This window comes from Aliiroseovarius salicola, from assembly GCF_027891095.1.
Lineage (GTDB): Bacteria > Pseudomonadota > Alphaproteobacteria > Rhodobacterales > Rhodobacteraceae > Aliiroseovarius > Aliiroseovarius salicola.
The window spans coordinates 1-15,114 of the sequence record NZ_JAQIIO010000018.1; the positions used below are offsets into that span (position 1 = coordinate 1).

Sequence of the window (15,114 nt, forward strand, 5' to 3'; positions counted from 1 at the left end):
CTTCAACCAGCGTTGGGGGCTGAAGCTATGGCGCGCCGCGTTCCTGTCCCCTCCGCGGACTGAGCCGATTGAAGGCAATGACGCGATCTGGAACCGTGGGCGTGAGCTTGTTGAAGGTGCTACCCATTGCGCGGCTTGTCACACCGGGCGCAACTTCGTCGGTGCCCGCAAGTCGGATACCGAACACTTCAAGGGAAGCTCATCTCTTCCCGGAGGGGGCAAAGCCCCGGCGATCGACCATGAAACCCTACAGATGCGCGGCTGGACCGTTAACAGTCTTGCCTACGCCTTGCGCACGGGAGTCAAACCCGACGGCGATGCGTTCGGGGGCTCGATGGGCGAGGTGGTCATGTATGGGACCGGCTTTCTTACCGAACAAGATCGCCGCGCCATGGCGACCTATTTGATGGATGATCACAGTGGTGGATAACATCGCAAGATTGACGCTGGAGAGGGGCTTTGTCCCTCTCCGACAAAAGGATTTGGAATGACACAGACCCGACGAGACGTTCTGCGTATGGGAGCTGCGCTGGGAATTGGCGACTTGGATCAATGTGACCTGAGATGAATGGAGTTGGGAGAACACCATGAACCTGAAAAAATCAATTGTCGCTTTAACTGCGAGTATTGTGCTGCCTTGGGGCGCATTGGCTGAAGGTCTGGACGAAAGCAGGGTGAAAGAGCTTGTTCTCGAAGCCATTCGTGAAAACCCGGGTATCGTCATGGAGGCAGTTTCCATTCTGGAGCAACAACAAGCTGAAGCGGCCGAACTCGCGCGTGCTGATACGCTCTCCAATCAACGGAACCTTCTGGAACAGGACCCAAATGCTCCGGTATTGGGGAATCCCGAAGGTGACGTGACCGTGGTTGAGTTCTTTGATTACAACTGCCCCTATTGCCGCCGCGCGATGGATGAGGTTCAGGGGCTGCTTGATGACGATCCGAATGTGCGATTGGTCTATCGTGAATGGCCCATCCTCGGGGAAGGATCCGTTTTTGCGGCAAGAGCAGCGCTGGCCTCCCGCAATCAGGGAAAATACGAGGAATTCCATTGGGCGATGATGGGCATGAAAGGGCGCGCGGATGAGGCAAGTGTCATGCGCATCGCCGAAGAAATCGGGCTGGATCTGGATCAGTTGCAAAAGGACATGCAGGCCCCCGAAATCGAAGAGCATATTGTCACGTCGATGAACCTCTCTAGGTCCTTGGGTTTTAGTGGAACCCCGTCGTTTGTGATCGGAGATGAGCTCGTACCAGGGTTCGTGGAAAAGGCCCAATTGTTGGATGCTGTTACGGCCACACGAGAAGAACGCGAATGACGTATCTTGATAGGCAGTTCCTTATTTAGATCCAGATCAATGGGAGTAGTCCAATGCCCCGCGGTCAAATTCTGACAATCCTCGGTGCTTTCGTACTGACAATTGCCGGTGTGATGGTGTTTTTGAACCTGAATGAAGCGCAGGCAGGCCCTCCAATACAGCCCTGGGGTTCCGATCCAAATGCAGGCGCGGTGCTTTATGCAGAAAACTGTGCGAGCTGCCATGGAGAAGACTTGCAGGGAGAACCCGATTGGCGAAGCCAGAAAGAAGACGGCACGCTCCCGGCTCCGCCCCACGATAAGACGGGTCATACTTGGCATCACGGAGATGCCCTGTTGTTTACCTATACCAAACTGGGGGGCAAGGCCGCGCTTGAGGCGACCGGGGTCAGCGGGTTCAACAGCGGCATGCCGGGATTTGCCGATGTATTGAGTGATCAGGAAATCTGGGACATTCTGGCGTTTATCAAGACGAGCTGGCCAGATCGCATGCGTGAGACACAACAAATCCGTACCCAAGGGGAACAAATGAGAGGAGATTCCTGATTGAGCAATCTTGAACCTCGTATGAACTGCTGGCGCGCCTGAAGGTTGAAAGCGGTATCAACCAAGACATTGCGTCGTATCACACGGCGAAATTCGTGGGTTATGTCGTAAAGGATCACTCACCACCTGTTGATATTCTCAGGTTGCGAAAAGATAGCCAGACGCCAAGAGCTTGTCAGTACCCGGTATGCTTTAGAAGCATCTGATATGGGGTCACAAAACGAGTGTTATGCGAACACAACGGTCCCGAACTGGTATGGCGATGCTTCAGAAATGTTTACTTAATACGATGCTGTCAGAGCTTACTTGAACGCTGGCGGGCAGCCATGTTGACGGCCCGCATGCTCCTACTCAGACGCGTCTGTCTTAGCCTGACGTCGCGACCGAACTGGGATAGCCCTCTTTTTCAAGAATTTGAGTAAGAGTGGAAACATCCAGCTGGCTGGTGATGTCTACTGTGCGGGCATCGAGGTCAAAGAACAGTTTTGCCTCGCCATCTGCCGAATTGATCGCCTTTTCGATAGCAGCCTTACAATGGCCGCAGCTCATGTCCGGAACATGAAATTTACTCATGTTGTGCTCCTTGAATTTGTTTTCTGTACGGACTTGGGGGTTCCCATGGGGGAAGGTCAAGTCACTGATTTTCTTTTGTCGAACGCTTGACCCTACCCACACTGGAACCTTCAGTTTTAGCTTTGACAGTTCGAATCACTAAGCGCATGGAGCGGTATATGTCAGAACAAAACTCAATCACTTTGTCGATCGAAGGCATGACCTGCGCGTCTTGCGTAAGGCGTGTCGAACGCACGTTGAATGCTGTTCCCTATGTTACAAGCGCGGCGGTCAATTTGGCGAGTGAAACGGCACAGATCCTCTATGACAGCCCTGCAGAGATTTCCGGAATGATCGACGCCTTGAGCGATGCGGGATATCCAGCAATCGTTCAAGATGTTACTTTGTCGATTGAGAGTATGACCTGTGCCAGCTGTGTGGGGCGGGTAGAACGCAAGCTGTCTGCTCAACCCGGTGTGATCGAAACGCAGGTCAACCTAGCTACCGAAACAGCAACGGTGCGCTATGTGGCCGGTGCGGTGTCGCCAGATGAACTCGCAAAAATTTCCACTGATCTCGGTTACCCGGCCAAAGTTAAGGTTGGAGATGATGCAACTAGAACGGAACGCAAAGCCGCCGAAATCGACAGGTTGGGACGACTGACCCTGATTGCTGCCATTCTGGCGTTTCCGGTCTTCCTGATTGAAATGGGAGGGCACCTGATCCCTGCCGTACATATGTGGATCGAAGGTTCGATCGGGCAACAAAACAGTCGCCTGCTTCAATTTGTGCTGACATCTGTGGTCCTGTTTGGACCCGGACGTCACTTCTATACCAAGGGTTTCCCACTGCTCCTTAAAGGGGCTCCAGATATGAATTCTCTGGTCGCTCTTGGCACTTCGGCGGCCTATGGATTTTCGTTGGTTGCAACTTTTACTCCGAAACTTCTTCCGGCTGGCACGGACAATGTCTATTTTGAGGCCGCAGCGGTGATTGTCGTTTTGATCCTGCTTGGACGGTTTCTGGAGGCTCGCGCCAAGGGGCGCACGGGTGAGGCCATTCGCAAACTGATTGGGCTTCAAGCCAAGACGGCGCGTGTAGAGCGCGAGGGTTCGGTGATTGAGCTGTCCTTCGAAGAGATCACCGTAGGCGATGTGGTCCACGTTAAGCCCGGAGAAAAGATTGCGGTTGATGGTGAGGTTCTGTCGGGCAGTTCTTTTGTCGATGAAAGTATGATCACCGGCGAACCGGTTCCGGTCGAAAAGATAAAGGGTTCTGAGGTTGTTGGAGCCACTGTGAATGGCACCGGTGCCCTGATCTTTCGTGCTACAAAAGTTGGGTCCGACACGATGCTGGCGCAGATTATCCAGATGGTGGAACAGGCACAGGGGGCCAAGCTGCCTATTCAGGGTCTGGTGGACAAGATCACCGCTTGGTTTGTTCCCGCTGTTATGGTGGTGGCGTTTATGACCGTGTTGACATGGTTGATCTTCGGTCCTGATCCGGCTCTCAGCTTTGCTCTGATTGCCGGTGTCGCGGTTCTGATCATCGCCTGTCCTTGTGCAATGGGGCTGGCTACACCGACATCGATCATGGTTGGAACCGGGCGTGCTGCGGAGTTCGGAGTGCTGTTTCGGAAAGGGGACGCGCTACAGATGTTGCAGGAAACGCGGGTTGTCGCATTGGACAAGACCGGAACTCTCACAGAAGGCCGACCTGAACTGATCGATCTGATCACCACAAACGGGTTTGATGAAGATAACGTGCTGCGCCTTGTTGCAGCCGTCGAGGCCCAGTCCGAACATCCGATTGCGGAAGCCATCACGCGCGCGGCGGCCCAGAGAGGGCTGACCGAGGGGCAGATCGAAGGGTTTTCTTCTATTACCGGTTACGGTGTCGAGGCGATTGTGGATGGAAAACATATCCTTGTTGGAGCTGATCGCTTGATGATGCGGGAGAATATCGAGCTGGCTGACCTCGACGAAACCGGAGAAGCGTTAGGTCGCAAGGGGCGCACACCATTATATGCTGCTATAAATGGGCACATCGCTGCGGTGCTAGCTGTCTCCGACCCGATCAAATCATCAACACCTGCCGCGATCGAGGCTCTGCATGGCCTAGGGCTGAGTGTTGCTATGATTACCGGTGACCACCAAGGCACAGCTGACGTCATTGCGTCAGAACTGGGAATTGATCATGTGGTTGCCGAAGTGCTGCCAGAAGGCAAGGTTGCAGCCCTCGAAGCGCTCCGTGAGCGCGGCAAACTGGCTTTCGTCGGAGACGGGATCAATGACGCTCCGGCCTTGGCAACCGCGGATGTAGGGATCGCTATCGGCACGGGAACGGATGTGGCGATAGAAGCCGCTGATGTTGTGTTGATGTCCGGTGATCTTACGGGTGTGGTCAATGCCTTCGACATCTCGGCGCGCACCATGCGCAATATTCGGCAGAACCTGTTCTGGGCATTCAGCTACAATACATTGCTGATTCCGGTAGCTGCAGGCGTTTTGTACCCGGCTTTCGGAGTTCTTCTGTCTCCGATCCTCGCGGCAGGAGCCATGGCCCTATCCAGTGTTTTTGTGCTGACCAACGCGTTGCGCTTGCGCTGGGTAAAGGCCGCGCTTCAGAAGGATGAGCCGAAGCGGACCCGGGAAACTGACACGCTGAAGCCCGCAATCGCCGGGTAAGTTGGAGGAAGACATGCATTTGAATATCGGAGAAGTATCCAAGCGCACAGGCCTACGACCGAAGACAATCCGCTATTATGAAGATATCGGCCTCGTGAAACCGCTGCGTGACTTAAATGATTATCGCGTGTTTCGTGAAACCGATCTGCACAAACTGATTTTTCTGAGTCGGGCCCGTGGATTGGGATTTGCGATCGGCGATTGCCGCGCCCTGCTTGCGCTTTATGAAGATGAGAGCCGCTCCAGTGCGGAAGTGAAAGAGATCACCAACCGGCATCTGGAAGAGATAGAGGCCAAGATCATTGATCTACGGGCCATGCATGAAACACTGACACACCTGGCCGAAGAATGCGCTGGAGACCATCGACCCGATTGTCCTATTCTTAACGGATTGAGCTATATGGGCGATTCATAACCACATCGGTTTTCTATAAAAAGAACTAGGCAGCTCTTTTCCTTTAGTAGCCTCGAGTTAGGTATCACGTTAAACGGGACTTCTGAACATTGAAACCCTGATTTGATATGGTGACAAGTTCAGTGACAAGCGATTGTTGATCAGGTTGGTCGATCTCAATGCGCCCTGTAGTAGGTTGAAAATATTAGATAATTTGGCTCCGGCGGTAGGGATCGAACCTACGACCAATTGATTAACAGTCAACTGCTCTACCGCTGAGCTACGCCGGAACTGAGGCGGTGTATAGCGTTGGGAAATGAAGGCTGCAAGAGGTGAAATGTGATTGATATCGGAAAATGTGGTGTTGAACCCAAATGAACCAATCCGAACAATTTAGCTGAATACTGAGCAGCTCGAAGTACTTGCTTTTCTTACCCGGAGATTAAATGCCGGAGAGAGAGGCGTTTGAGTTTAGGGCGCGCTTGCTCCACAACGATTTTTGAAGCCGTTTTAGGACAAGGTCAAAGTTCTTGTGCCTATAATACTGGAATTTATTAGCGGCAGATCAGGACCGCGCAGAATAGAGAGTGGGCAGGGGGGATCCTTCTGCCGGCAGTCGAATTGAGAGCTAAACTCTGGCATTGCTTCTCGTGCAAATATTTTGTCAATGTTTTGTATCGCCACTATGAAAGACCTCGATGGATGAACAAATTTAGCCTTGATGCGACCGACATTCGCATTCTCAGTGCAATCCAGAAACACGGCCAACTTAGCAAAACCAAGCTTGCTGAAATTGTCAATCTGTCGCCTACCCCCTGCTGGGTCCGTTTGGACAGGCTAAAGGCGGCTGGTTTCATCCGGGGATACCAAGCTGACATCGCATTGGATCTTGTTGGTGATTTTACCCAAGTGATTGTGACCGTGTCGCTCAGGCAGCACCGTAAATCAGATTTTGATCGGTTTGAGACCCATATCTGCAAGCTGGATGAGGTGGTGGAATGTATCGCCACTGGTGGAGGCATGGACTATGTTCTGAAGGTGTTCACCTCGAACCTAACGGGTTTTCAAACGCTCATGGACTCATTGCTGGCGTCTGAGTTGGGGATTGAGCGATACATGACCTATATCGTAACGCGCGAGGTCAAATCTGCACAGCCGAATCTCGGAGCGCTGGTGGATAAGGGCAAAAAGTAACGCCTCGGACCAAGCGGTCTGCAAGCCGATCCTCAACAGTCCAGATGGACTTTTGATGATGGGTATTTTAGCCCGCAAACTGACGGCAACCAAGGCTAAAACCCACCCAGTTCAAACTATCCACGGTCGATAGGCCGGTGGTCCAGCTGGGTGAAAACCATGACACAATCAGATGACTTCGGCTTCGGCACGCAAATCCGCAAATCCCCTTATTTCGACGCAACTGTCCGCTGGGGCGCCAAGGCGTTTTCGGTCTATAATCACATGTATATCCCGCGTGATTTCGGGGATCCGGAACAGAACTTCTGGAACTTGGTAAACGACGCAATTCTTTGCGACGTGGCTGTGGAACGCCAAGTCGAGATTACCGGACCTGATGCGGCCAAATTCACTCAGATGTTGACACCCCGCGACCTGTCGAAAATGGCGGTTGGTCAATGCAAATACATCCTGATCACCAATGCCGATGGCGGCATCCTGAATGACCCGATCCTGTTGCGACTAGCGGAAAACCACTTCTGGATCTCTCTGGCCGATAGCGACATCCTGCTCTGGGCGCAGGGTGTGGCAGTGCATTCCGGCCTTGATGTCACCATCCGTGAACCCGATGTTTCTCCGCTTCAGCTGCAAGGTCCGAAGTCCGGAGAGGTGATGAAAGCACTGTTCGGCGACAGCATCATGGACCTGAAATATTATTGGCTGCGCGAGGTCGAACTGGACGGAATTCCGCTGATTGCGTCTCGTACCGGCTGGTCAAGCGAACTGGGGTACGAGCTCTATCTGCAGGATGGTTCCCGTGGTGAAGAATTATGGGAAAAAATTATGGAAGCCGGCAAGCCTTTTGGCCTGAAACCGGGTCACACCTCGTCGATCCGCCGGATCGAAGGCGGTATGCTCTCATACCACGCTGATGCAGACATCAACACCAACCCTTATGAGCTGGGCTTTGACCGGCTCGTGAACCTCGACATCGAGGCCGATTTTGTGGGCAAATCCGCGTTGCGCCGTATCCGTGACCAGGGTGCGAGCCGCAAGCAGGTTGGGCTTATCATTCACAGCGAACCGTTGAAGGGACCAAACACGACCTTCTGGACGATCAATCGCGAAGGCGAGGTCGTGGGTAAGGTCACATCTGCCGTCTATTCGCCACGCCTGGAGCAGAACATCGCGTTGGCCATGGTGTCGACTGAATGTGCCACCATTGGTGCAACGGTCGAGGTTGAAATGCCCAAAGGAGCGGTGCGCGCGACGATCGTTGAACGCCCTTTTTACGACCCAAAAAAGAAAATTACCGCCGCCTGAGCATAACGTCAGAACAGAGAAACAGACATGTCCGATCTTTCTATCGAGCTGCATTGGCAGCGTGCAGAGCCCGCTTTGCAAGCTGGCCAATATTCCGCCGAACACACTGTTCAATATAACGACAGCAATGTCGTACAAGTGGACGCCGCCCCTGATTGGGGCGGTGATCCCGACAACACCAACCCGGAACAGGCCCTGGCCTCAGCGGTGTCCAGCTGCCACATGATGACTTTCCTCGCGCTTGCGGCCAAAGCCGGATGGCCGGTCGCCAGCTATCACGATTACGCCGAGGCACATCTGGGCAAGAACTCAAAAGGCCAGATGTCGGTCACGCGACTGGATCTGCACCCGGTGGTGCGATTTGACACCGGCTTTTCGGTTTCGGATGCGGAAATGGATGAAATGCAGGATCGAGCGCATCGCTATTGTTTCATCGCCAATTCGCTGGCCGACAGTGTCGAAATCAACATCCGCTGACCGCAGGCGATAGGGGGAACCATGACTGATATCCTGTTACGTGAATTGGACGAAGCCGGCATTCTGCGCCTGACACTGAACGATGTCGGACGCCGGAACGCGCTGTCGGAAGCGATGCTGGCTGTCCTAACAGATACGTTTACCGAGGCCGGGGCGGATCCTGCGGTTCGCGTGATTGTTCTGGCTGCAAATGGTCCGGCTTATTGCGCGGGACACGACCTGAAGGAAATGACCGCAGGCCGCGAACATAGTGACCGGGGGCAAGCCTATTTCGCCAAGGTCATGTCGATGTGTGCCACCATGATGCAGGGGATCGTGAACTGCCCCAAACCTGTCATCGCCGAAGTAACAGGTGTCGCCACAGCTGCGGGGTGTCAGCTGGTTGCCAGCTGCGATCTTGCCATTGCGTCCGAGACGTCGCTATTCAGCACACCAGGAGTGCATATCGGGTTGTTCTGCTCGACGCCAATGGTGGCGCTCTCGCGCAATGTGTCGAACAAACACGCGATGGAAATGCTTCTGACTGGCGACATGACCTCTGCCAGCCGCGCCGCCGAGATCGGGCTGGTCAACCGCACCGTTGCACCTGATCAGTTGCAAGACGCGACCATGGAAATGGCAGGTAAGATCGCCTCCAAATCCTCGATGACGCTGGCCACTGGTAAACGCGCCTTTTACGCACAACGGGAAATGCCTCTGTCCGAAGCCTATGATTATGCGTCGCAGGTGATGGTCGAAAACATGCTGGCCCACGACGCCGAAGAAGGCATTGCTGCCTTCATCGAAAAACGCGTGCCCCAATGGAAGGACGCATAAGCGCCATGTCCGAAAACCCCTACAACATCGGCCTTGATCGCAATTCAGCAAACCATCAGCCTTTGACGCCACTGACCTTCCTCGAGCGCGCCGCGACTGTCTTTCCTGATCACATTGCGATCATTCACGGGGCATTGCGGCGCAACTATGCCGAGTTCTACAGCCGGTCGCGCCAATTGGCTTCGGCGTTGGCTGGGCGGAGCATAGGGCGTGGTGATACTGTCTCAGTCATGCTTGCCAATACGCCCGCAATGCTGGAATGCCACTACGGCGTGCCGATGTGTGGCGCGGTTCTGCATTCGATCAACACGCGTCTGGACGCATCCATCATCGCCTTTCAGCTTGACCACGCGATGTCGAAGATCGTGATTGTGGACCGAGAATTCATGCCATTGATGCAAGAAGCTCTGGCGCTTGCGACGGTGAAGCCTGCGCTGATCCAATATGACGACCCCGAATATGATGGCCCTGACATACCTGAGAAAGCTCTGGATTATGAGGTCTTCCTGTCTGGCGGAGATCCGGATTTCGCCTGGTTGATGCCCGATGATGAATGGGATGCGATCTCAATCAATTACACCTCGGGCACGACGGGCAACCCCAAAGGGGTCGTTTCGCACCACCGTGGAGCCTATCTGCTGGCGCAAGGCAACGCTTTGACCGCCTCGATGCAGAAACATGCGGTCTATCTCTGGACGCTACCGATGTTTCATTGCAACGGCTGGTGTTTCCCATGGACAATGTCCGCGATCATCGGCACCCATGTTTGCCTGCGGCAAGTCCGAGCAGAGCCGATCTGGAATGCCTTGGCGGACCATAATGTAACCCACCTTTGCGGCGCGCCCATCGTGATGTCGCTGATGATTTCGGCGGCGCCCGAAGCCAAGCGCGAGTTGGATCAGGAGGTGCATTTCTTCACCGCAGCGGCCCCACCGCCCGAAACCTTGCTTGCTGACATGAAAACCGCTGGTTTCGACGTGACCCACCTTTATGGTCTGACCGAAACCTATGGCCCCGCCGTGGTCAATGACTGGCACGATAGCTGGTCCGACCTTCCATCATCAGAGCAAGCCGCATTGAAATCCCGACAGGGCGTGCGTTACCTGCCGTTGGAAGGACTGGATGTTCTGGACCCGATCACGATGACGCAGGTTCCGCGCGACGGTAAAACCATGGGCGAAGTCATGTTCCGCGGCAATGTCGTCATGAAGGGATATTTCCGCAATCCAACAGCAACACAAGAGGCCTTTTCTGGCGGCTGGTTCCATTCCGGTGATCTGGGGGTCATGCATCCCGACGGTTATATCCAGCTCAAGGATCGGTCAAAGGATGTGATTATTTCTGGTGGCGAAAACATTTCATCAATCGAAGTGGAAGAAGCGCTTTATCGCCATCCCGCGGTTGAGGTGGCTGCGGTCGTGGCCATGCCCCACGAGAAATGGGGCGAAACACCCTGTGCATTTATCGAGCTTTCTGCGGGGCATCATGCGGATGTGAAGGAACTTCAGGACTGGTGCCGCGACCATCTTGCCCATTACAAGGTTCCCGGCAGGTTCATCTTCACGTCCATCCCAAGAACATCGACAGGAAAAATCCAAAAGTTCGTATTGCGCGAGCAAGCAAAAGAGATCGGGTCGTAGAAAGAAATCGTCTTTTTCAGAGCAATACTCATCCAGTTTGAAACTCGAGTTGAAACTGGTGGGTGTTGCTGATGAAGATCAAACTTGCGGCTGTTAAACGGGGTAGGGGTGTTATGGTGAGTAGAGTAAATGCTTTGCTTCTGAGTTGGCTCAAGAGGCCGACATAACTGTCCAACTTCCTGCGGAAAGCCAACACTAGGCTAACGCGAGATAGAGCTTTACGCGCAAATGGGCTGTATCTCTGAAAACTGATTTTGCATGGGTTGGCGTCTTAGGCAGTTCAGGTGATGCACTGTCGGCATCACCTGAACACACGGCCCAATGAGGACTTGGGTGCAAGATGAACGGCTGCTTACTTCACACGGATAGCCTGCGAAAACGTTAGGTTCGGGTGGGCAATCTGTGCATCTGCACGCAACAATGCCCCATTTAGGCGATCACCTGTTGTGCCTTTCCCACCAAGAACGCCAAGCTCCTCCAGATATTGGGGTAGGCGACCTGACAAAATTAGGCTCTTTCTGATTGGCAGGTCGGATTTCAGGCTGCGGGCGAGGCCGTAAACGACTGTGGTGCAGTTGGCGGAAATGGTGTTGTAGAATTGCGGTTTCTTTTCCAGATCCTTCGCAAGGCCCACGTAAGACAGGAACATTGTGCGCCTCTGTTCGGGGGTTAGGACGACTGGGAACATCCGCACCTTTTCATCGCGGAAATCAGTGCGCAAACGGACGATATCCTGTTCGGTGGCAGCGATCAGCACCAGTTCAAATTGTCGAAAGAACCCACCAATTTCGCTGAATTTTTCCCCCTCTTCACGGCGGATCTCAACAGAAAAAACAACTTGCTCGCCATTGGAAAACCCGAAACTGACCAACAAATGAGCGATGTCGGGGCTGTCCCAGACAGAGGTCAGCATGTCCACACTCTCCAACTGATCAAGGTCGTAGGTTTCCGAAATCCAGCGTTCATTTGCACGATCTTTTGTTTGCCAGTCAAAGTCGCGCAGATTGGCCAACGTGATGAGATTGTCGTTTATCCGTGCGGTAACGCCATGCGCTACGTCGGGTGCCCAGACCCGATCAGCGCGCGGGGTGATGGTCTGATACCAGCCAAATACGCCAACCACAGCAAGCGCCAACGCAGCCCAGCCTATTCGGCGTTTGTATATGCGGGCTGAAATCACGGCGACAACGGCAAGAGCTAGTAAAACGAGGGCAAAGACAAGAGCCACACCGCTCTGGTTCAGCCAGATCGCGGTCGCTGACCAGGCGGCCCCTGCTGCCGCCAGCACAGTGAAAATACCATGAAATAAAAAACGTCTAAAACGGGTCATTGCACAAAATCTCATTTGGCTTGTTTTTTGCGAAAGGGGGAATGGGACCGCGCACCTCGAAATTGCAGTGCGCGGTCAAAACGGGGCGTTACTCTTCGTCTTTGGCCGACACTTCGGCAAGCATACGTTCGGTGCGCGCATCTTCGATCTTGTTGTAGATCCGGTCGCTTTCTTCCTTGTCCCGCAGCGACTTGGTCACTGCAGCGGTGGTATAGACAAGCATCAATGCGGCCATGGCGTAATAACCTTTTGCGGTAAAGCTTGCCTGTAAGGACCAGATGCCGCCTGCCATCATGACAACGGCGATGGTGAACATGATATAGGTGAAGCTATTCCAGGCTTGGGAAACTTTGGGGGTATAGTTGGTCATTGTTAAATTCCTATAAAAGATCTCATCTTTGAGTTGTGTGTATTTTCATGGTGCCCGATTTTGGAGATTTTTGGGCGAAGTCGGGGTTTGTTCAGGAAGAGGTTGCTGTTTTTGCCTTCAGACGTGCCATGACATCCGCTGCCTCCGCGCGCAGCGGCGCACCGCAGCCTGCTGCAGCCAGACGGGCAGAGGTTGCCTCGGCGCTTGAGGAGGCATTTACTTCTGTCAAAGCAAGCTCAACTTGTTCGGCGTGGCTCTGTCGATTTTGCAGACGCTCAAGGGTTGCTTCCGCTTCTTTCAGACTTGCCAACACGCCATCAGGCATTGTTCCTCGCAGTTCTTGAGTGCGCTGTGCCGCATCCGCGATTTGTTTGCCACGCTGAAGAGCGCGAAGACGTTGCTCTGCCAGGCTGACTTGATCGCGTAATCTACTGATTTCACCATCATAATGGGTGATTGAGGTGCGACAGGCGGTGTGTTCCGCTTCAAGGTCGGCAATCGCCGAGGCGGCTTCCATAGCAAGATCTTCGCGCTCTTTCACGATTGCGTCCAATGCGCGTACTTCTAAATCGGCAAGCTGGGCTTCGAGTTTGATCGCTGATTTACGCTCTCGCTCTGCGTAGGCCATGACCACTGCCACTGCACGTTTGGATTTTTCCAACCCGACTGCTGCATCTCGCAGTTGTTGGCGCAGAATTTGTAATGCATTTGCATCGGTAATGTCCTCAACTGTGTCGTGGCTGTGGCTACGGATAAGCGTCGTAATCATCTTGAACATTGGGCTCTCCTTTGTTATGAACGGTGTTCATGAAATGTAGGTAATGCCTTCGTGAACGGCGTTCAAGAATTAAATGAACAATGTTCAAGAAATAGTTTGGTGACAAATGGGAAACAAACGAGATGAAAAACGCGCCGAGCTGCGAAAACGGCTGATCGAAGCAGCCGAAGATCAAATCTCGCAGCAGGGGATTGATGGTCTTAAAGCGCGAGCTGTTACTGCTCAGGCTGGCTGTGCTTTGGGCGCGCTATACAATGCGTTCGAGGACCTGGACATGCTTATCATGCATGTAAATTCGCGCACATTGGCGCGGCTGGGTGCAGCGCTTCGATCCGCGTTGCCAGAGCAAGAAACTTCGCCGGAAGAGGTGATGCAAGCGTTGGCCACGCGCTATGTTGATTTTGCCTGCGAGAACCACAAGCTTTGGATTGCATTGTTTGAACATCGACCTCCTGAAGGGCATGAGATACCTGAGTGGCATCGTCAGGATCATGCGGTGTTGATCGAGGTCATTGTTGCTCCGTTAAAACAATTGCGCCCAGATCTCGACGATCAAGCGTTGGTATTGCGCTCTCGCACAACGTTTGCCGCCGTCCACGGCGTAGTGCTGCTCGCGCTTCAGGGTCGTTTCGTTGGGGTGCCTATGCAGGATCTGCGCCAAGAGGTAAGTGCTCTTGTCAGCGCCATGACCCGTGGGGCGCACCTCGCAGTTTGAGGCAAAATATGTTTGGGAAAAATAGTGTCCGTCTAGACGGCGAAGGCGTACTTAATCAAAGTCCATAGAATATATCCTATGGGTGAATTTGCCCGATCCGAACGCACCCCATACTGCAAGTGGCTAGAGGTGCGCTGCTTTGCAGTATTCCGGACATTTTAACTGTCCATGCTTCGTTGCCTCAGTCACATCTGCATGAAATGACTAAAATAAAGAACTTACGCCAAGGGGTTTTATCAATCTGTCGCAACGACCAGTGTTTGATACAATCGGAGACAAAAATAGGTCTGACCGGCCCTCAGAAGTTGACGTAGAAAGACATTATGACGAACCCACCGCATATCCTTGTCGTAGATGATCACAAACAGATCCGGGACAGTGTGACCCGTTTTCTGGAAAAAAACGGGATGCGTGCAACATCCGCCAAGGACGCAGCCGACATGGATGCGAAACTGGCAAAGGGACAATTCGATCTGATGGTTCTGGATGTGATGATGCCGGGGGAGAGCGGGCTTTCGATCTGCCAACGGCTTTCCGCTGAAAAAGCCATTCCGATCATCATGCTGACTGCGCTTGGTGAAGAAACCGATCGGATCGTGGGTTTGGAAATTGGCGCAGATGATTACCTGGCCAAGCCCTTCAATCCCCGAGAATTGCTTGCTCGGATCAAGGCTGTCCTCAGGCGGGCGCCGCAGGTCGAAACCCTGGCCGGAAACTTTTCAGGAAAAAACGTCCGCTTTGCGCATCTTCTCCTGGATGCGGATCGTCAGGTGCTGGTGGACAGCGATGGCGGCGAAACAGCTCTGACAAATGCAGATTTCAAGCTGTTGATGGTCTTGCTGGAACGACCTCGGGTAGTTCTCAGCCGAGACGAGCTTCTGGATCTGGCGGTCGGGCGCTCTGCGGGTCCGCTCGACCGGATAATTGACAATCAGATCAGCCGGTTGCGGCGCAAAATTGAACCTGACATATTGCGCCCGAAGATTATCAAGACA

Annotated in this window: 16 protein-coding genes and 1 tRNA gene; 12 read left to right on the plus strand and 5 right to left on the minus strand. The window is 53.5% G+C overall.

Annotated elements, in window-relative coordinates:
- The 3 genes from O2N63_RS17265 to O2N63_RS17275 form a co-directional block, all read left to right on the plus strand.
- A partial coding sequence (locus tag O2N63_RS17265; protein ID WP_271055555.1) for a c-type cytochrome occupies window positions 1–430 on the plus strand: 430 nt, incomplete at its 5' end.
- Window positions 431–587: 157 nt separating this feature from the next.
- Window positions 588–1,319 carry a DsbA family protein gene (locus O2N63_RS17270; protein WP_271055556.1) on the plus strand — a complete coding sequence of 244 codons (732 nt, stop codon included), beginning with the start codon at window positions 588–590 and terminating at the stop codon, window positions 1,317–1,319.
- 113 nt (window positions 1,320–1,432) lie between these two features.
- Window positions 1,433–1,864: a c-type cytochrome gene (locus tag O2N63_RS17275; RefSeq protein WP_408629828.1), complete on the plus strand. Its 432-nt coding sequence runs from the start codon at window positions 1,433–1,435 to the stop codon at window positions 1,862–1,864.
- 366 nt (window positions 1,865–2,230) lie between these two features.
- Here the strand turns inward: O2N63_RS17275 and O2N63_RS17280 are convergent, their stop codons facing one another.
- Window positions 2,231–2,437: a heavy-metal-associated domain-containing protein gene (locus O2N63_RS17280; protein ID WP_271055558.1), complete on the minus strand. Its 207-nt coding sequence runs from the start codon at window positions 2,435–2,437 to the stop codon at window positions 2,231–2,233.
- A 158-nt stretch (window positions 2,438–2,595) separates the two neighbouring features.
- Here O2N63_RS17280 and O2N63_RS17285 point away from each other — a divergent pair, with 158 nt between their 5' ends.
- Together O2N63_RS17285 and cueR are read left to right on the plus strand one after the other, a co-directional pair.
- Window positions 2,596–5,103: a heavy metal translocating P-type ATPase gene (locus O2N63_RS17285; RefSeq protein ID WP_271055559.1), complete on the plus strand. Its 2,508-nt coding sequence runs from the start codon at window positions 2,596–2,598 to the stop codon at window positions 5,101–5,103.
- A 19-nt stretch (window positions 5,104–5,122) separates the two neighbouring features.
- Entirely contained in the window at window positions 5,123–5,518 is a 396-nt protein-coding gene (cueR, locus tag O2N63_RS17290) for a Cu(I)-responsive transcriptional regulator (protein WP_271055569.1), read from the plus strand.
- Between the two features lie 194 nt (window positions 5,519–5,712).
- Here cueR and O2N63_RS17295 read toward each other — a convergent pair.
- Window positions 5,713–5,787 (minus strand) — tRNA-Asn (locus O2N63_RS17295).
- Window positions 5,788–6,199: 412 nt separating this feature from the next.
- Between O2N63_RS17295 and O2N63_RS17300 the strand changes: the two genes are divergently transcribed.
- From O2N63_RS17300 to O2N63_RS17320, 5 genes are all read left to right on the plus strand, one after another.
- A complete protein-coding gene (locus O2N63_RS17300; protein ID WP_271055560.1) occupies window positions 6,200–6,691 on the plus strand; it encodes an Lrp/AsnC family transcriptional regulator in 492 nt (163 codons plus the stop codon).
- Window positions 6,692–6,850: 159 nt separating this feature from the next.
- Entirely contained in the window at window positions 6,851–7,993 is a 1,143-nt protein-coding gene (locus O2N63_RS17305) for a glycine cleavage T C-terminal barrel domain-containing protein (RefSeq protein ID WP_271055561.1), read from the plus strand.
- 27 nt (window positions 7,994–8,020) lie between these two features.
- Entirely contained in the window at window positions 8,021–8,470 is a 450-nt protein-coding gene (locus O2N63_RS17310) for an OsmC family protein (RefSeq protein WP_271055562.1), read from the plus strand.
- Between the two features lie 21 nt (window positions 8,471–8,491).
- Window positions 8,492–9,286 carry an enoyl-CoA hydratase gene (locus tag O2N63_RS17315; protein WP_271055563.1) on the plus strand — a complete coding sequence of 265 codons (795 nt, stop codon included), beginning with the start codon at window positions 8,492–8,494 and terminating at the stop codon, window positions 9,284–9,286.
- Window positions 9,287–9,291: 5 nt separating this feature from the next.
- On the plus strand, window positions 9,292–10,926 hold the full coding sequence (locus O2N63_RS17320; protein WP_271055570.1) for an acyl-CoA synthetase: 1,635 nt from the start codon (window positions 9,292–9,294) through the stop codon (window positions 10,924–10,926).
- A gap of 352 nt (window positions 10,927–11,278) precedes the next feature.
- Here the strand turns inward: O2N63_RS17320 and O2N63_RS17325 are convergent, their stop codons facing one another.
- From O2N63_RS17325 to O2N63_RS17335, 3 genes are all read right to left on the minus strand, one after another.
- Complete coding sequence (locus O2N63_RS17325; protein WP_271055564.1) at window positions 11,279–12,256, minus strand: Lnb N-terminal periplasmic domain-containing protein; 978 nt, start codon at window positions 12,254–12,256, stop codon at window positions 11,279–11,281.
- An 88-nt stretch (window positions 12,257–12,344) separates the two neighbouring features.
- A complete protein-coding gene (locus O2N63_RS17330) occupies window positions 12,345–12,626 on the minus strand; it encodes a YiaA/YiaB family inner membrane protein (RefSeq protein WP_271055565.1) in 282 nt (93 codons plus the stop codon).
- Between the two features lie 91 nt (window positions 12,627–12,717).
- Entirely contained in the window at window positions 12,718–13,404 is a 687-nt protein-coding gene (locus O2N63_RS17335) for a PspA/IM30 family protein (RefSeq protein WP_271055566.1), read from the minus strand.
- 106 nt (window positions 13,405–13,510) lie between these two features.
- Between O2N63_RS17335 and O2N63_RS17340 the strand changes: the two genes are divergently transcribed.
- Both O2N63_RS17340 and O2N63_RS17345 read left to right on the plus strand, forming a co-directional pair.
- Window positions 13,511–14,119, plus strand: coding sequence for a TetR/AcrR family transcriptional regulator (locus O2N63_RS17340; protein WP_271055567.1), 609 nt, complete (start codon window positions 13,511–13,513; stop codon window positions 14,117–14,119).
- Between the two features lie 323 nt (window positions 14,120–14,442).
- A partial coding sequence (locus O2N63_RS17345) for a response regulator (protein WP_271055568.1) occupies window positions 14,443–15,114 on the plus strand: 672 nt, incomplete at its 3' end.